Origin of the sequence: Streptomyces sp. NPDC003720 (assembly GCF_042875075.1) — a bacterium.
In the GTDB taxonomy this organism is placed as follows: domain Bacteria; phylum Actinomycetota; class Actinomycetes; order Streptomycetales; family Streptomycetaceae; genus Streptomyces.
In genome coordinates this window covers 1-17,202 of sequence record NZ_JBIANZ010000018.1, presented here as the reverse complement: position 1 = coordinate 17,202, position 17,202 = coordinate 1, and the positions used below count along the sequence as shown (strand labels likewise).

12 protein-coding genes and 3 tRNA genes are annotated in these 17,202 nt (G+C 73.5%); 7 read left to right on the top strand and 8 right to left on the bottom strand.

Annotated features, from left to right (window positions below):
* Nucleotides 1-138: 138 nt before the first annotated feature.
* The 4 genes from ACFYU0_RS34510 to ACFYU0_RS34495 form a co-directional block, all read right to left on the bottom strand.
* Nucleotides 139-1,587, bottom strand: coding sequence for a maltokinase (locus tag ACFYU0_RS34510; protein WP_389306329.1), 1,449 nt, complete (start codon nt 1,585-1,587; stop codon nt 139-141).
* 67 nt (nt 1,588-1,654) lie between these two features.
* A complete protein-coding gene (locus ACFYU0_RS34505; RefSeq protein ID WP_389306327.1) occupies nt 1,655-2,872 on the bottom strand; it encodes an IS701 family transposase in 1,218 nt (405 codons plus the stop codon).
* Nucleotides 2,873-3,373: 501 nt separating this feature from the next.
* On the bottom strand, nt 3,374-4,069 hold the full coding sequence (locus ACFYU0_RS34500; protein ID WP_351661384.1) for an SDR family oxidoreductase: 696 nt from the start codon (nt 4,067-4,069) through the stop codon (nt 3,374-3,376).
* A gap of 47 nt (nt 4,070-4,116) precedes the next feature.
* A complete protein-coding gene (locus ACFYU0_RS34495; RefSeq protein ID WP_389306325.1) occupies nt 4,117-5,463 on the bottom strand; it encodes a sugar phosphate nucleotidyltransferase in 1,347 nt (448 codons plus the stop codon).
* Between the two features lie 470 nt (nt 5,464-5,933).
* Here ACFYU0_RS34495 and ACFYU0_RS34490 point away from each other — a divergent pair, with 470 nt between their 5' ends.
* Nucleotides 5,934-6,779, top strand: a complete 846-nt coding sequence (locus ACFYU0_RS34490) for a LuxR C-terminal-related transcriptional regulator (protein WP_351661388.1) — start codon at nt 5,934-5,936, stop codon at nt 6,777-6,779.
* A gap of 460 nt (nt 6,780-7,239) precedes the next feature.
* Here the strand turns inward: ACFYU0_RS34490 and ACFYU0_RS34485 are convergent, their stop codons facing one another.
* Complete coding sequence (locus ACFYU0_RS34485; protein ID WP_389306323.1) at nt 7,240-8,070, bottom strand: hypothetical protein; 831 nt, start codon at nt 8,068-8,070, stop codon at nt 7,240-7,242.
* 143 nt (nt 8,071-8,213) lie between these two features.
* The gene (locus tag ACFYU0_RS34480; protein ID WP_389306376.1) at nt 8,214-8,858 is read right to left on the bottom strand and encodes a methyltransferase domain-containing protein; all 645 of its coding nucleotides are present in this window, start codon (nt 8,856-8,858) and stop codon (nt 8,214-8,216) included.
* A 394-nt stretch (nt 8,859-9,252) separates the two neighbouring features.
* Between ACFYU0_RS34480 and ACFYU0_RS34475 the strand changes: the two genes are divergently transcribed.
* On the top strand, nt 9,253-11,178 hold the full coding sequence (locus ACFYU0_RS34475) for a helix-turn-helix domain-containing protein (RefSeq protein WP_389306321.1): 1,926 nt from the start codon (nt 9,253-9,255) through the stop codon (nt 11,176-11,178).
* 88 nt (nt 11,179-11,266) lie between these two features.
* On the opposite strand, the gene ACFYU0_RS34470 is transcribed toward ACFYU0_RS34475, so the two are convergent.
* Nucleotides 11,267-13,429 carry a DEAD/DEAH box helicase gene (locus tag ACFYU0_RS34470; protein WP_389306319.1) on the bottom strand — a complete coding sequence of 721 codons (2,163 nt, stop codon included), beginning with the start codon at nt 13,427-13,429 and terminating at the stop codon, nt 11,267-11,269.
* A gap of 835 nt (nt 13,430-14,264) precedes the next feature.
* Nucleotides 14,265-14,615 (bottom strand): metallopeptidase family protein, encoded by a 351-nt coding sequence (locus tag ACFYU0_RS34465; RefSeq protein WP_351661397.1) that lies wholly within the window; start codon nt 14,613-14,615, stop codon nt 14,265-14,267.
* 83 nt (nt 14,616-14,698) lie between these two features.
* On the opposite strand from ACFYU0_RS34465, the gene ACFYU0_RS34460 reads away from it, so the two are divergent.
* From ACFYU0_RS34460 to ACFYU0_RS34440, 5 genes are all read left to right on the top strand, one after another.
* Nucleotides 14,699-16,255, top strand: coding sequence for a metallophosphoesterase (locus ACFYU0_RS34460; protein ID WP_351661399.1), 1,557 nt, complete (start codon nt 14,699-14,701; stop codon nt 16,253-16,255).
* Nucleotides 16,256-16,335: 80 nt separating this feature from the next.
* Nucleotides 16,336-16,408 (top strand) — tRNA-Glu (locus ACFYU0_RS34455).
* Nucleotides 16,409-16,446: 38 nt separating this feature from the next.
* Nucleotides 16,447-16,521, top strand: a tRNA-Asp gene (locus ACFYU0_RS34450).
* A gap of 24 nt (nt 16,522-16,545) precedes the next feature.
* Nucleotides 16,546-16,619: transfer RNA gene (locus ACFYU0_RS34445), tRNA-Phe, on the top strand.
* Between the two features lie 143 nt (nt 16,620-16,762).
* Nucleotides 16,763-17,074 (top strand): hypothetical protein, encoded by a 312-nt coding sequence (locus ACFYU0_RS34440; RefSeq protein ID WP_389306316.1) that lies wholly within the window; start codon nt 16,763-16,765, stop codon nt 17,072-17,074.
* Nucleotides 17,075-17,202 lie beyond the last annotated feature (128 nt).

Here is a 17,202-nt window from a genome sequence, read left to right as displayed (position 1 = left end):
CCCTTCGCTTTATGTTTTCGAATTCGCCCGGGACTGATGAACCATCGAATCTCCCGTTCTTGACATTTCGCGAACTTGTCATATCTTCAGCGCACTCGTTTGCCGTGGACAAAGAGCGGTCGCGGACTTCCTGAACTTTCAACTCTGCCGCCGGCGTTCTTCCGTGAGCCGGCGCACGGCGGCCAGCGGAATCGGCAGCCAGGCGGGCCGGTTGTGCGCCTCGTAGACCGCCTCGTACACCGCCTTGTCCGCCTCGAAGGCGCGCACCAGCAGGGGCGCCCGGCGCGGGTCCTGACCGCCGCCGGCGGCGTAACCGGCGCAGTACGCCTGCCGGTTGTGCACCGACCAGGCCGTGGCCCGGCGGCCCAGCCGGGCGGCACGCGGGTCGCCGGCCGGGATCTCGCCCGGCGGCAGGCCCAGCAGCTCGGTCAGCGCGTGGTGGGCCGCGTAGTCGAAGGAGCGCAGCATCGCCGCGACGTCGCGCAGCGCGGGCTGGGGGCGGCGGCGCTCCTCGGGGGAGTGCCCGGGCTCGCCCTCGAAGTCGATGAGCACCCAGCCCCGCCCGGTGCGCAGCACCTGCCCCAGGTGCAGGTCGCCGTGGATCCGCTGGACCAGCGGCGCCCGGCCGCGCAGCACCCGGATCCGCAGGTCGTCGTGGAGTCCCCACAGCTCCCGCGCGTACGGCGCCAGGTGCGGCACCGCCCGCAGTCCCGCCGTCAGCCGGTCGCCCAGCAGGTCCAGCAGGGCCACGGACTCCCGACCGCTCAGCGGCCTGCTGCCGAGCTGCCCGGCCAGCGCGGTGTGCACCCGGGCGGTGGCGAGCCCCAGCCCGTACGACTCCTCGGCGAAGCCGCCGAGCGGCGCGGGGACGCCGCCCTCCCCCTCCAGACAGGCGCGGGCCCGGCCGGTGGCCGCCGCCCAGCCGTCCCCGTCGGAGCGCACGAACTCCTGCAAAATGCCCAGCGTGCAGGCGCCCAGCGGGGAGTCGCCGGTGGCGCGCACCTGCCCCAGCGGCGCCGCGCCCGGCACACCGCCGGCCCGCTGCAGCGCTCCCAGCAGCTCCAGTTCGGGGCTGGTTCCGGGCACCGGCCTGCGCAGCACCTTGAGCATCGCCCGGTCCCCGAAGGCCACCGAGGTGTTGGACTGCTCCGCCGTGCTCGCCACTCCGGGCAGGCCGTACGGAAGCTCGCTCCCGGGCAGCCTCTCGAAGCGCACCGGGCCGCCCCGCTCGGCGCCGAAGCACCCCAGCAGCCGGGTCATCGACTCCGGGTCCTGCGTGGCCTCGTACAGCGTGAGCGCGGTGCCGTCCGGCGCGTCGAGCCGCCCGATCACCGAGCCGGGCGGCTCGGCGCCGGGCCCGCGCCGCACGCCTACCAGTGCCTGGTACGGCCCGTCCGGTCCGGCGTCGAACACGGCGACCAGCAGCCCCGGTTCACCCGGCAGCACCCGCTCCAGCAGCCGGACGCCGACCCGCGGCACCCCGCCGTCCTTGCCCGCGAACCAGCGCCGCCCGGGCAGCCAGGCCCCGAGCAGACCCCCGAGCCCCGCCCGCACCCGCTCCACATCCGCGTCCACCAGCGTCGTCATACGCCCCGCACCCCCGTCCGGCCCGTCCCCACGAAGGTCCGGCCCGGGTTCGTCTCCGCCGTGGTCGTCATGCGGCCCGCACCCCCACCCGCATCCGTGCCGCGGGCACCCGTGGCGCCGGGGGGCGGGAGTCGGTGCGCGGCGCCGACGAGAGGACCGTGGCCGCGTGGGCCAGGGAGACCATCGTCATGTGGTGGTGCCAGCCCCGGTAGGAGCGGCCCTCGAAGTCCCGGATGCCCAGGCCCTCGCTGACCTCGGTCAGGTCGCGGGCGACACGGCGCGCGAGCATGGCGGTGCGGTAGACGGTGCCGAGCTGGGACTGCGGCAGGTTCGACAGCCAGTACCCGCTCGGGGTGCGCCGCCCCGGGTCCTGCCAGGCGCCGACCAGGATCAGTTCCTGCGGGTCGGCGGCAGCCGGCCGGGACGCCTCGGGTCCGGTGCGGCGCAGCAGGACCCTGGTGGCGCCGACCGAGGTGGCCCGCAGGGCGTCCGTCTCGTGGTCGTACCACTCCACCGGAAGGCACTGCCTGCTCAGCTCCGGCACCAGGGCCAGCGGGGAGCCGGGCGGGCACGGGGCGCCCGTGTCCTCCGACACGGGCTCCGGGGCCCCGGGCCGCACCGCCGGCCGCACCGGCCGCAGCGCCAGCGAGCGGACCGCCGGATCGACGCGCACCACGAACGGCACCCGGCGCTCCAGCAGCAGCGCGCACACGCCGTACGCGTCGCTCTCCCGCAGGTCCATCACCACCGGCCGGTGCGGCAGACCCCACTCCCCGGCCATCGCGGACACCGCCTGGACCGCGCACTGCTCGGGCGGGCACGAGCCGACGTCCTCCGGGATGCAGGCCCGCCGGCGCAGGGCCGCCTCGCCCGCCCAGCTCTCCGGCAGCGCCAGGCGCCAGTCGACCGGGCACGACGCCCGGTCCGAGGCCAGCCACACGCCCACCGCCTGCTGGCAGTTGACGACCCTGCCGTACTGCGACACCCAGCGCCGTTCCACGCCCACCGAGTGCTGCCCCACCTTCGCGATCACCAGGGGGTGCACCACCCAGGCGCGCGGCTCGATCCGCAGCAGCAGGTCCGCGAGTTCCCGGCGGACCGGTTCGGCGGCCCACGGGGACTTGGTGATGAACTGGTAGAGGCTCTGCTCCACCCCGCCGCCCGCGCCGTCCGCGATCGCCCGCATCGTCTTGCGGCCGGGCACGGACAGCAGGCCCCGCACGTACAGCTCGCCCCAGCGCCGCTGGTCGCTGCGCGGAATGGAGCGGAAGGCGCGGGAGAGCATCTCGGAGATCAAGCTCTCGGAAACCGGGGGAACCTCTTCCCCGGAGACCGTGGAAATCTGTGCGGAAACCGCGGCGGCAATGTCGGCGGGCCCCGCTGTCTGACGTTCGCCGGGCATGACTCGGCCCTCTCTGGAAAGCGTGAGGATTCACCCGGGGCCGGCGCGGCGGACGCGTAGCCGCGTCCGCCGGCGCGCCGGCCCCGGCAGGAGCCCGTCGGCCCAGGGGGGGTCGGGCGACGGGAGCGGGACGGGGACGGGCGGTCGGGGGAACGGCCCGCCCTCGTCCTTGCGTGCGGCCCCGGACGGGGCCGTGGCGGGCGGGCCCTGGGTCGTGTCCGCGAAGTCGCGCCGTTCGCCCGCAGGGCTGGCGTCGCGGCGTCCGGTGCGTGCTCTCGGCGTGCCGGCCGGATGCCCTCGTACTGGGTGTACTCGGGCTTTCGGCCGGTGCGGCGAGAGTGCGTGCCGGGCGTCGTGACGCAGGCGCGACTTCGCGGACACGGCCTAGGGCCGCAGGGCGAGCAGCGGGTCCGGGGCCAGCGCGCGGAACAGCGGCTCCCAGTCCGCGGGCGCCGGGCCCGGCTCGTTGTAGACCTCGAACGTGCGGCGCGTGGCCGCCGGTGAGCCGAGCGCCCGCACACAGGCCTCCGCCACCGAGGCGCGCGAGACCCAGCCGTCACCGCGGTCGCCCTGCTCCAGCCGGACGCCCGCGCCCGCGCCGCCGTCGTCGGTCAGCCAGCCGGGCCGTACGACCGTGTAGGCCAGCCCGGAGTCGCGCACCGCGTCCTCGCCGCGCAGCCGCCAGTCGAGCAGCCGCCCGTAGGCGTTCATCGGGTGCTCGCGCCGGGTCACGAATATCTGGCTGACCAGCACGAACCGAGGCCGCTGCGCGTACTCGGCGGCCGCCGTCAGCACATTGCGCACACCGCTGTACACGGTGGTCTCCGGGCTGTCCGGACCGGAGTCGGCGGTGCCCGGCTCGACGCTGAACACCACGGCGGCGCAGCCGCGCAGCGCCGGTCCCAGCGTGTCCGCGTACCGTACGTCCGCCTGCCACGGCTCGACGCCGGGCGGCGGGGGCGTTCCCCGCTCCGGGTGCCGGCTCACCACGCGGACCCGCTCGCCCGCCTCGGCCAGTCTGCTGGTCACGAGGGCTCCGAGCCGTCCCGCCCCGCCGATCACCGCTATGGGGCCGTGCATGTGCATGATTCCCCCTATGTGTCTGCCGTCCGCCGTCCCCGGCGGGTTCACACCCAGCGCAGGACGTCGTCGGCGTTCCTCAGCTCGGTCGCGGCGGGCAGCCCGGTCAGCGTGGGCACCGTGAGCCGCGGGTAGACCGTGACCCCGCGGAACCTGGACCCGGGCCGCAGCACGGCCCCGTCGCCGATCGCGGTGCGGCCCTCGAGCCGTGTCGGGCGGGCGCGTTCCGAGTGGACGACGGCCATCGGGCCGACGTAGCTGTCCGAGACGTCCGCGTGGGCGCCGATCACCGCCGACTCGCCGACGGCCGAGTGCGCGAGCGTGCTGCCTTCGCGGATCTCGGCCCCGTCGCCGACGTCCGCGTGCTCCAGCCGTACCCCCGGTCCGATCTCGACCTCGCGGCCGATGCGCACACCGGGACCGATCAGCACCGAGCCCTCCTCGATCTTCTGGGCGAGGGTGGTGCCGGTCAGGTCGTCCTTCGTCTGCAGGCTGCTGTCGTGGATCCAGCCGTGCGGCCCGGCCTGCCCGGTCCGCTCCATGAGCCGGTTCATCTGCTCGTACCCCCCGTCGAGTACGAGCCGCAGGGTGTCCAGGTAGTCCGGCACGTTGCCCAGGTCGCCGAGTCCGCCGATGGCGTGGACGGCCACCGGGTGCCCGTTGCCGGCCAGCCAGGGCAGCAGGTCACCGCCCCAGTCCAGCCGCTGGTGGGAGCGCCGGAACAGTTCCGGCTCCCTTGCCAGCAGCCGCAGCCGGGCGCAGTCGACCAGGTACATCCCGGCGTTGGTGGGCAGGGTGGCCCGCTCGTCGGCGACCGCGTCCGGGAAGAGCTCGCGCAGCCGCCCCGCGGCCGGCTTCTCCACGAAGCCCGTCACCAGTCCCGCCGCGTCGGTGCGCATCACCCCGTACTTGTCCGCGATCTCCCGGGCCGTGCGTTCCACCGCGGCCACCGTGACCACGGCGGCGTGCCGGTCGTGCGCCGCCCGCAGGGCGGCCAGGTCGAAGTCGAAGAGCGAGTCGACCGGCAGCACCAGGGCCTGGCCCTGCAGGTCCCACTGTTCGAGGTTGTGCAGTGTGGCGCCGGCCGAGCCGACGTTGTAGCGGTCAAGGCGCGACCGGGAGTACCGGATGTCCACGCCGTGCCGCTCGCCGTGCCCGAGGAGCAGTTTGATCTGGCTGCGGTTCTCCAGGCCGTGGGCGACCACGTGGAAACGGCGGATGCCCTGGTCCCGGCAGGCTTCGACGACCCATTCGATGAGCCGCCGGCCGACGAACGGAATGAGCGCCTTGCTGCGGATGTAGTCGGCCGATTCGAGGGTGATGGGTTTCGCCCGTTCCCCCCGGCCGCCCGCGAGAATGATTCCGACGGTCTCCGGATTCCGACGAGGGACCATCTTTTCCCCCCTATGAATGCGTCGGACGTCCGCCCGGACCTTCGGTCAGCCCCATTCCGGGTCGTTCACGGGACTGCCGGCCCTCTGTGTCGCCGACTGGACGTGCGCGGCCCGTTCGGCCGACTGGACGCCGAGTCCGAGGAGGAGCACGAGGGTGAATATCGCGGTGAATCGACTGGCGTTCGTTCCCTTGGAATTCATGTGGATTCCCTCCCAGGTGGCTGATTAGGCGCTGTCGCCTCCGCCGCGAGAAGCATGCCGCAGCCAGGGGCCGATTTTCTTCGCTTGGTAGCCTCGTGATCGCGCATTGCGCATTTCTGAAGGGGGAACGAATGTGCAGGAAGTCGGACAATCCCTCCCATTCTCATGTCGTCAGGCTGTGCGACGACGGACTGGCCCGCTATCGGGAAGCGCTTACGAAAGGTCCGATTGATGGGGAAGTCCCGGACTGCCTGGTCGAGCTGGGTCTGATGCGGCCGCTGGCCGAAAACCCGCTGATCATGGGAGTGGTGCCGCCGGACATCGCGGTGAGCGAGTTCTGCCGGCCCATCGAGCGCGCCATCCTCGTCCAGCAGCAGGCCGTCGCGGCCGTCCGGGAGGCGCTCAGCGCCGCCGAGGACGTCTACCGCGAGGAGCAGGGCACCGCCTCCGCCGACATCCGTCTGCTGCACGGCGAGGACGTGATCAGCGCCGCGCTGCAGAAGTCCGCCGACGCCTGCCGGGCGGAGCTGCTGACGGCACAGCCCGGCGGGGGACGGGCCACCGCACTGCTCAGCAAGGCGCTGCGCCGGACCCTGGAGCTGGCCGAGCGCGACATCCGGCAGCGCACGCTCTACCAGCACTCCGTGCGCACGCACGGCCCCACGCTCTCCTACATCGAGCAGGTGACCGCGGTCGGCGTGGAAGTGCGCACCCTGAACGAGCTGTTCGACCGGCTCATCATCTTCGACCGCAAGATCGCCTTCATCCCCGACCCCCGGCACGACCTGCGGACCACCGCCCTGGCCATCGAGCACCCGGCGATCGTCCACTACCTGGCGACGGTCTTCGACCACGCCTGGCGGCGCGCCGAGCCGCTGAGCATCACCCAGGAGCGGTCACGCCCTCCGCTGATGACCGACGAGACCCGGCGCGCCGTCCTGCGGCTGATGATCGAGGGCCACACGGACGCGGCGATCGCCAAGCGCCTCGGCATCAGCGCCCGCACCGTCTCCACCCACATCGGCCGCGCCGCCGAAGCCCTCAACAGCAAGAGCCGAGCCCAACTCGCCTACGCCCTGGCCGAGTCCAAACTCCTGGAAGACACCCCCACCTGACCCCACACCCCAGGCCCCACCCCCCAAGGCCCCCAACCCGCAGGGCCGCCGGCGCCGCACCCGCCCGAGACCCACGGCCCCAGAGGCCGCCGCCGGCGCCCCGCCCCCTGGGCCCGCCGACCCGCAAGCCGCCAGGACGCCCCCTCCCCAGCGCCCACAACCACAAGCCACCGCCGCCCCCCCCAAGGCCCCCGGCCCGCAAGCCGCCCGGACGCCCCACCCCCCAAGGCCCCGACCCGCAAGCCGCCGACGGCGCCGCACCCCCACAGGGGCCACCCGCACCCGACGACGATGGCCGCACGGGTGGTGCGGGTGGGAACCCGACCCCGCCGAAGGCGAAGCCGAGGCGGACCGGAGGAGACGAAGCAGAGGCGGCCCGGAGGAGACGAAGCCGAGGCGGACCGGCGATGGCGAAGCCGAGGCGGACCGGCGATGGCGAAGCCGAGCCGGAACACCCCCGCTAAACCCCCGCCGCGGCCAGCACCCGCGCCACCCCGCCCCGCCCCACCCCCGCCGGCACCCCCACCACCGCCCGCCCCGGCATCCGCGACCGCAGCTCCCGCAGCACCGGATCCAGCATCCGCGGAGCCGCCGTCACCACCGAAGTCCCCGGCCACAGCGCGAGCCCGACGGCCGCGGCGGAGAGCCCTGCGTCGTCCAGGTAGACGAGGTGGGCGTGCCCGAGCCCGGGCGAGGCGGCCCGCGCGGCCACCGCGAGACGGGTACCGGCCTCGCCGATGGAGATCAGCCGGGCGCAGGCGGCCTCCGGGTCGCCCAGCGCCAGCGAGGACAGCGCGGACTCGCCCTCCTCCCCGCCGCCCCGGCCCGCCCCGGCCCGTTCTCCCAGCACCAGGCAGTGCGGCCGCGCCGAGCGCGCCGCCTGCCGCACCACCAGCCGGGTCTCCTGCTCGCCGCAGGGCACGGCGAGCGGGACGCCCGACATCCGCCGCACCTCGTCGTACCCGTCCGGGAAGTGCTCGGCCGGCACCACCACGGTGGCGCCGGCCTCCAGGCAGTCCCGCCACGGCGGCCACGGCGCCGCCGCACGGCCCTCCGCACCCGGGGCGACCACCACGAACGGCCGGAACCCGGACGCGCCCAGACCCGTCACCATCTGGGTGAGCACCGAGCCCACGTTGGGCAGCGAGAAGAAGCGGTCCGGGTGCGCGGCGGCGAACGGATGGTCCTTTTCCCGGGGCAGCGTCTCCAGGCAGACGACCCGGCCGTCGCGCCCGGCGACCGCCGTGAGCTCGGCCCGGAAGGCGTCCCGCGCGGAGAGGCCCACAGCCACCACTTCCCCCCGTCGGCGGACCGGCGGCCGTCCAGCGGCGCGCCGTGTCCGAGTCCAACTGCTCCCTGAACGGCCCCCGGCAGCGGCGTTCCCGCCCGTACCGACGGCCTGGCCGGTCACCCGGCTCCGGCGCGCCCGGGTGGTCAGCCCCGGCCCGCGCCCTCGTCCACGCCGATCTCCAGCAGCAGGTGCTCGACGACGTCGTCGCCGTACGCCTCCTCGACCAGTTCCACGGACCGCACCACCCGCAGCGCCCGCCCGCACTCCCGGGCGATCCGGTGCAGCTCCCCGAGCACGCCCCGGCTGCTGAAGTGCAGCAGCGCGCGACCGCCCGGGGCGAGCATCAGCGGGGCCTCGGCCAGATAGCGCCGGTGCGCGCGGTAGCCGGGGTCGACGTAGGCCCGCTCGTGCATGGAGCGGTAGGCGTAGTCCTCGGGCGCCCGCACGTAGTTGGAGCTCCAGAAGACGGTGTCGAAACGTTCCTGCCGGAGTTCGGTGAACAGATCGCTCCGCACCGCCCGCACCCGGTCCGCCACTCGGTGCCGCGCGGCATTGCGCTCGGCGTTCTCCACCGCCCGCGGATTCACGTCGGCGGCCACCACCCGCGCGCACCCCGCAAGCGCCGCACTCACCGCGATGACCCCCGTTCCGCAGCCCATTTCCAGGAATGAACCACTCCATTCACCGGGGTCCGCCCGGTCGAGTCCGAGCAACCCGAGCGCGACGGCGGTCGAGGGCGAGAAGACGGGAGCAAACACTTCGTCAAGAAGGTCCCATCGCAGGCCCATGAATTCGAATTCGGAAGGCCGGTCGGCCCGCGTCAGCGACAACCGGCTGCGCTCCAGCGAGCGCACATAACTCTGCGTTCCCGACATGCTCTCGTCCCCCCGTTGGACGCTTCGCGGCGGCGGCGTCAGCCTGCACAACCGGCGCGGTGTCAGGGCTTATTGTCGGGCAGCCGGACACCCGGGCGGAATGTGCAGCGGTAACCGCCGCACACCGCGCCGACGGTGTCCCGGTCACCGCGGCACGTTCCCCGGGGAGGGGAATTCGGCCATTAACCGTTCCAACCTCATTGTTTCCAGCCATCGTTGACGCCCGTCGTGCACGCAATCTAGGTTCACGAAAGTCCGGCGGAGCCGGACACTGCAGGCGCCGCTGATCAAACAGGGGGTGAGGTCGGTGCGGCCCACGGACGACTTCGTACAGGACGAACTGCTCAGACTGCTCGAACTGCTCGCCGCCGAAGCCCCGCCCCACCGATTCCAGCCACTCCCGGCTACCGGCGCCGCCGCACCGGTGCCGGCCGAGTCCCTGGCCCTGCTCAACCGGGCCCGCACCCTGGCCCTCGACGTGCACGGCCTGCTCACCCGGCACCAGCAGCGCGAGGCCGCCCTCGCGGCCCTCGTGGACACCGCGCGGGAACTGACCCTCCCGTACGACGTGGACGCGCTGCTCCAGGTGATCGCCCGCCGGGCCCGGCTGCTGCTCAACTTCGACATGGCCTGGATCGCCCTGCGGGACCCCGCCGACGGCCGCTCCCACGTCCGCGTGTCCGACGGCCACGCCTCCACGATCACCCCGGGCTTCGTCATCCCGGCGCAGGGCGGCGTGGGCAACGCGGCCGCCGAGCGCTCCGCGCCCTACTGGACCGCCGACTACCTCACCGACGACCGGTTCCCGCACTCCGCGGCCACCGACGAGGTCGTCACCGCCGAGGGCCTGCACGGCCTCATGGCGGTGCCCCTGAAAGAGGGCAGCAGCACCTTCGGCGCGCTCTACGGCGCCAACCGCTCGGTACGCCACCTCACACCCGACGAGATCACCCTCGTCTCCTCACTGGGCGACCTCGCCTCCCTCGCCATCAAGAAGGCCCGGCTGCTCGCCCGGACCCGCTCCGAGCTCAGCGAACTGGAACTGGACGTCTCCCGCGCCCTGGACTCCTCCACCGCCGAGCGCCTGGCCGGCGGCGTCCACACCCGGCTCATCGACATGGTCCTCGGCGGCCGGGGCCTCGGCGAGGTCGCCGCGCACGCCGCGGCCGAACTGGGCGGCGCCCTGATGGTCCGCGACGCCACCGGCCGGACCCTGGCGGTCACCGCCGGCTTCCCCGACGTCGACGAGGCGGAACTGTTCCAGCGGACCCTGGACGCCCACACCGAACTCGCCCCCATCCGCTCCGCCGACGGACTGTGGCTGTGCCCGGCCACCGCCGGCCGCGAGGTGCTCGGCACCGTCGTCCTGGCCCCCGACGGCCCGGCCGCCGACTACCAGCTCCGGCTGCTGCGGGCCACCGCCCAGTCCACCGCGGTCCTGCTGCGCATCCAGGCCGGCGCCGACACCTCCGCCGACGGCGGCCGCAGCCAGCTCCTGCAGGACCTGATCGGCGACTCCCCCCGCGCGCCCGAACAACTCGCGGTGCACGCCCGGCGTCTCGGCGTCGCCCTCGACGACCCGCACGTGGTGCTGATCGCCCGGCCGGACGGCGGAGCCGGCGGACGCGCCCTGGTGTGGGCCTCCTCGTACGCGCACCGGATGTCCGGCCTGCAGACCACCGTGGACGACTGCCTGGTCCTGCTCGTCCCCGGCACCGACCCTTCGGCGGCCGGCCGGGCCGTCACCGCCGAGCTGGCCTCGGTCACCGGCCGCCGGGTGACCGTCGGCTCCGCCGGCCCCGTCGCGCACCCCGGCCCGCTGCACGGCACCTACCAGGAGGCCAGGCGGTGCCTGGAGGCGCTCACCGCGCTCGGCACCGACGGAGGCAGCGCCTCGGCGCAGGAACTGGGCTTCCTCGGACTGCTCCTCGCCGACAGCCCCGACATCCCGTCCTTCGTGCAGACCACCATCGGCCCCGTCATCGCCTACGACGACCGCCACCGCACCGACCTGGTCCACACCCTCGAGGCCTACTACGCCTCCGGCGGAAGCCCCCGCCGGGCCGCCGAGACACTGCACGTCCACCCCAACACCGTCTCCCGGCGCCTGGAACGGATCACCGAACTCCTCGAACCCGCCTGGCAGGAGCCCATGCGCGCCTTGGAGGTCCAGCTCGCCCTGCGGCTGCAGCGCACCCGGCACGCCATCCGCTCACCGCTGTCCGCCCGCTGAAACGGAAACGGCCGCGGGCCCCGGAGAAGTCTCCGGGGCCCGCGGCCGGTTCGGCGCTGGAGACCGGCGGTCAGCCGGTCATCCGAGGTCAGCCGTTGCGCTTCCAGCGCGGCTTGTCGTCGCGGCGCCCGAAGGAGCCGGAGCCACCGCCGCGGTGGTCGTCACGACGGCCGTAGGGGCGGTCGTGACCGGCGGAACGAAAGCCCGGACGGTCGTCACGGCGCTCACGGTTGAACGGACGGTCGCTGCCCCGGTGACCACCGCGGTCGTCGCGGCGGAAACCGCCCCGCTCGTCCCGGCGCTCGAAGGGACGGCCGCCGCGGTCGCGGTCGGCGGGACGACGGTCGTCACGGCGCTCGAAACCCCGGCCGCCACGGTCACCGCGGTCGTCACGACGCTCGAACGAACGACCACCACGGTCGCCGCGGTCGTCACGACGCTCGAAACCACGGTCGCGGTCCCGGTCCCGGTCGAACGGACGGCGGTCGTCACGACGCTCGAAACCCCGGCCGCCCCGGTCGTCACGACGCTCGAAACCCCGGCCGCCACGGTCACCGCGGTCGTCCCGGCGCTCGAAGCCACGGCCACCACGGTCGTCACGACGCTCGAACGAACGACCACCGCGGTCACCGCGGTCGTCACGACGCTCGAAACCACGCCCGCCGCGCTCACCGCGCTCGTACGGCGCCGAAGCCGCCGGACGGTCCTCACGCTCGGTCTCACGCTCGGCCGGCTGCTGCGCCACGGCCTCGACCACGGCCTCCGCCGCGGCCGCCTGGGCCTCGGCCACCGCGGTCTCCGGGTCCTCGCCCCGCTCCCGGGCGACCCGGGCCACCAGACGGTCGGCCTCCTCGCGCAGCTCGGCGGCCCGGCGCTGCGCGCGCTCGAGCTGCTTGGTGAGCTGGGCCAGGTCGCGCTCGGCCTGCTGGGCCGCGTTGTTCGCGGACTCGGCCTGGACCTCGGTCATCGACCGGGCGCCGGTGATCTCGGCGACCTCCGGGTCGAAGGCGCCCGCGCCCTGGATGATGTGGCGCGCGGCGTCGACGCCCGCGTCCTCCATCAGCCGGAAGATCTGGCGCCGCTGGTGCGGCAGCGACAGGGAGACGACCGTGCCGGTACGGCCCGCACGCGCCGTACGGCCCGCCCGGTGCAGGTAGTCCTTGTGGTCGCCGGCCGGGTCCACGTTCAGCACCAGGTCGATGCCGTCCACGTGGATGCCGCGCGCCGCGACGTCCGTCGCGACCAGCACGTTGACGTAGCCGTCCTTGAAGTCGGCCAGCGTCCGGGTCCGCGCGCCCTGGGTCATGCCGCCGTGCAGCGCGTCGGCCTTCGCACCGGCCTCACGGAGCTGCTCGGCGACCCGGTCCGCGCCCAGCTGGGTGCGGACGAAGATGATCGTGCGGCCCTTGCGGGAGGCGATCGCGGCCGTGACCGGCGCCTTGTCCTTGGGCTTCACGATGAGGATGTGGTGGGACATGGTCGTCACCGCACCCTGGGCCGCGTCCACCTCGTGGCTGACCGGGTCGTTCAGGTAGCGGTCGACGAGCGTCTTGATCTCGTTCTCCATGGTCGCGGAGAACAGCATCCGCTGGCCGCCCGCCGGGACCTGGTCGAGCAGCTCGGTGACCTCGGGCAGGAAGCCCAGGTCGGACATCTGGTCGGCCTCGTCGAGGACGGCGATCCGGGTGTCCTCGAGGGAGCAGGCGCCGCGGTTGATGAGGTCGCGCAGCCGGCCCGGGGTGGCGACGAGGACGTCGACGCCGCGCTCCAGGGCGTAGATCTGGTTGCCCATCGACGTACCGCCGCAGACGACCTTCATCTTCAGGCCGAGGACGTCGCCGTACGGCTGGAGGGCGTCGGCCACCTGCATGGCCAGCTCACGCGTCGGGGTCAGGATGATCGCGCGGGGCTTGTGCTTCTGCGTGCGGCCGCCGGCCAGCGTGGCCAGCGTCGGCAGACCGAACGACAGGGTCTTGCCGGAGCCGGTGCGGCCGCGGCCGAGGATGTCCTTGCCGGCCAGGGCGTCCGGGATGGTCGCGGCCTGGATCGGGAAGGGGGTGGTCACGCCGTTCTGCGCGAGCTTGCGCACGACGCCCTCGGGGAGACCGAGGTCGGCGAAGGTGATCTGGGGGGACTGAGGGGTGTCAGCGGTCTCGGGGACCTCGGTGATCTCGGTCGTCCCGTCTACGAGCTCGTCGTTGACGTTCTCGTTCTCGGGCATGACGATCTGATCAGTACTGGACACGGACATGCGAATGCGAAACCTTCCGGAGTCTCTTCGGCACGCGCCCGTCAACTCCGTGAGTCGCAAATGACCGCCTCAATGCGGTCCGCCACGGCAAGGGAGAGTACGCGCCACACGGCGCGCTCTGTGGTGGCGCCGGGCAAATGGGATCAAACGATCTACCACCATACGCACCCACCACCCCCAAAGGCAAACCCGACCCCATCACCACAGGTCAGCGGCCCTCCCGACCCCCCATCTCACACCGGCACCCCCGCCACCGGCGCCGGCTCACGCCGCACCCACTGCGCCCGCGCCTCCTCATGGGCCGACGAGGAGGGCTCCGCCGACGGCGGCGCCGACGACGGCTCCGGAGGCGTCGACGCCGGAGGCTCCGGCGGAGCCGAGGTCACCGGAGGCGACGGCTGGACCTTCGTCGGCACCGGATCCCCCGGCTGCGAACTCTTCCCGGGCCGCGCCGACGCCGACGGCTCACCACCCTCCCCGGACGGCGACGCCGAGGCCGACGCCGACTTCCCCGGCCGCGCCTTCCCCCCGTGCTCGTGCTTTCCGTCACCCCCCGGACCGCCGTACCCGGAACCGCCCCCGCCACCCCCCGGAGCACCGTCCGGCGCCTCACCCCCACGCTGCCCCGCCGAGTGCGCGGGCCGGGCCCGGCCGTCGTCGTCACCGACGCTCACACACCCCGCGGCCACGGACACCGCCAGCGCCGTGACGGCCAGACGGACGGGTACGTACAAGCGGCGCACGGCGGCCACCTCCGAAGGCGGGAAAGGAAGTCAACCTCCCCAACTCCCGCCGCCCGCAAGAGGACACGCACCGCCCCCGAACCCCCGCCCGCTCACCCGTAACCGAGCGCGTGCAGCCGGGCGTCGTCGATGCCGAAATGGTGCGCGATCTCATGCACCACCGTGACCTCCGTCTCGGCGACCACGTCCTCCCGCGACCCGCACATCCGCAGCGTCGGCCCCCGGTACACCGTGATCCGGTCCGGCAGCACCCCCGCGTACCACTCGCCCCGCTCCGTCAGCGGCGTCCCCTCGTACAGACCGAGCAGCTCCGGATCGTCGGCCGGCGGTTCGTCCTCGACGAACACCGCGACGTTGTCCATCAGCCGCATCAGCTCCGGGGGAATCCGGTCGAGCGCCTCGGCGACCAGTTCCTCGAACTCCTCGCGCGTCATCTCCAGCACACGGTCATTGTCCGGCACGAGACCGCCGCACGAGAGAGCCGGACCGCCGCATATCCACACCGGACCGTGGGCATACGGGCCCAATGGTCCGCGTCCCCGTCGCAGCCCTGAACCGCAGGCTCCACCGCAAACCCGACCGCACCCGCACCACCCCCGCCCTCCCCGACCTCGAACTCGCCGCCCGCCCCCGCCCCTGGCTCAACGCCCTCGGCCTCACCGCCGTGGTCCTCGCCGGCGCCTGGCTCGGCCTCCTCGTCGTCGGCAACGTGCGCGCCCCGGTCGGCCCGATGGACACCACCATGGCGCTGCGCCCCTCCCTCACCGGCGGCACGAAGATCAACGTCTCCCCGCTCGGCGCGCTGACCCTCGACAGCCACATCGCCCCCGTCCGCCTGGACGTCAACATCGACCAGCTCGACCCGCCCCGCGCCCAGGCCCTCGTCGACCACCCCGAACGCCTCTCAGGCCTCCAGGACGAGGTCGCCCACGACGTCGAACACGGCACCCTCGACCTGGCCCTGCGCTCCTGCGTCGCCGTCGTCACCGGCGCCACCGCCCTCGGCCTCGCCGTCTACCGCCGCCCCCGCCGCGCGATCACCGCCGGCGGCCTCGCCCTCACCCTGCTCGCGGCCTCCGGCGCCTGCGCCTACGCCACCTGGAACCCCAGGTCCGTCCTCGAACCCCGGTTCTCCGGCCTGCTCTCCTCGGCCCCGTCCGTGGTCGGCAACGCACGCAGCATCGTCACCGAGTTCGACGTCTACCAGCAGGAACTGGCCCGCCTCGTCACCAACGTGACCAAGCTCTACGACGTCACGTCCACCCTCCCCGCCTACCAGCCGGACCCCGCCACCCTGCGCGTCCTGCACGTCTCCGACATCCACCTCAACCCCGCGAGCTGGAAGATCATCGCCTCGCTCGTGAAGCAGTACAAGGTCGACGTCATCGTCGACTCCGGCGACACCATGGACCACGGCACGGCCGCCGAGAACGGCTTCCTCGACCCCATCCCCGACCTCGGCGCCCCCTACGTCTGGGTCCGCGGCAACCACGACTCGCGCGCCACCCAGCGCTACCTGGAACGCATGAAGAACGTCCACGTCCTGGACGACGGCCGCGCGCGCACCGTCGCCGGCCTGCGCTTCGCCGGGATCGGCGACCCCCAGTACACCCCCGACCGCTCGGTGGCCCCCGGCGGCGACGCGGCCGAACGCCTCGCCGGCGACCGCCTCGCCTCGGCCCTGCGCGACCAGCGGGCGGCCGGCACCCCGGTGGACGTGGCCATCGCCCACGAGCCCGTGGCGGCCCGGGAAACGGACGGCCAGGTGCCCCTCGTGCTCTGCGGCCACCTGCACCACGAGGGCACCGAGCTGCTGAAGTACGGCACCCGGCTGCGGATGGAGGGCTCGACCGGGGGCAGCGGGCTGCGCGCGGTGGAGGGCAAGTACCCCGACCCCATCCAGGCCTCGATCCTCTATGTCGACCGCGACAGCCACCGCCTGCAGGCCTGGGACGAGATCAAACTCGGCGGCCTCGGCCTGACCACGGCGGAGGTGAGCCGCCACCTCCCGGAGGACGTCCTCGCCCACCGCCGGACCGGCACCACACCGAGCCCGGGCACCGCCTCCCCGGCCACCCCGTAAACCGTTTTGGCGAACCCCGCCGCCATCCCATATGCTTCTCACGTCCCCGACGCGCTGAGAAGCGCGCAGGCGGGCCGATAGCCCTCATCGTCTAGCGGCCTAGGACGCCGCCCTTTCAAGGCGGTAGCACGGGTTCGAATCCCGTTGGGGGCACGCAATACCGTGTGCGACACTGTTGCACGCAAGAGCTTGGTCCTGTGGAGCAGTTTGGAGTGCTCGCCACCCTGTCAAGGTGGAGGCCGCGGGTTCAAATCCCGTCAGGACCGCTGAGGCTTCCCCGGAAGCCTCGTGGCTGGGTAGCTCAGTTGGTACGAGCGTCCGCCTGAAAAGCGGAAGGTCGCCGGTTCGACCCCGGCCCCAGCCACAACGAAGGCCCCGATCCCCGGATCGGGGCCTTGTTGTGTTCCGTGACCGCTTCGGTCCGGGTGCCCCGAGCCGGTGGCGGCCCGTGGGGCGGGGGCGCTACGTTCTCGCTGCTGGAGAGGGCTTGTAGGGGACGGGGGAACGATGGGCCGGGGCGAGGGGCGTGTGGTGCGGGACGTCGAGGTGGAGAAGTACCGGGCCCGGTACGGGCTGCTGGCCGTCGTGGTCAGCAATGTCGCGATCGCCGGGATCGCCGCCTTCGGGGTGTGGCGGCTGGACGGGGACAAGTCCGTGATCGTCGGTGTGCTGACCGCCGCGTTCACCGCGGTGAGCAGCATGACCACCGCCTATCTGGGGATCAAGGCCGTGTCCAACACCGCGCGGGCGATCGCCCTCGGGGACCGGCCGGGCCGGGGGGACCGGGCGGCGGCGTCCGCCGAGCCGCCCGCGTCCTAGGTCGTGTCCGCGAAGTCGCTCCTTTCGCCCGTGGGGCGGGCGTCGCGGCGTCCGGTGCGTGCTCTCGGGGTGCCGGCCGGATGCCCTCGTACTGGGTGTACTCGGGCTTTCGGCCGGTGCGGCGAGAG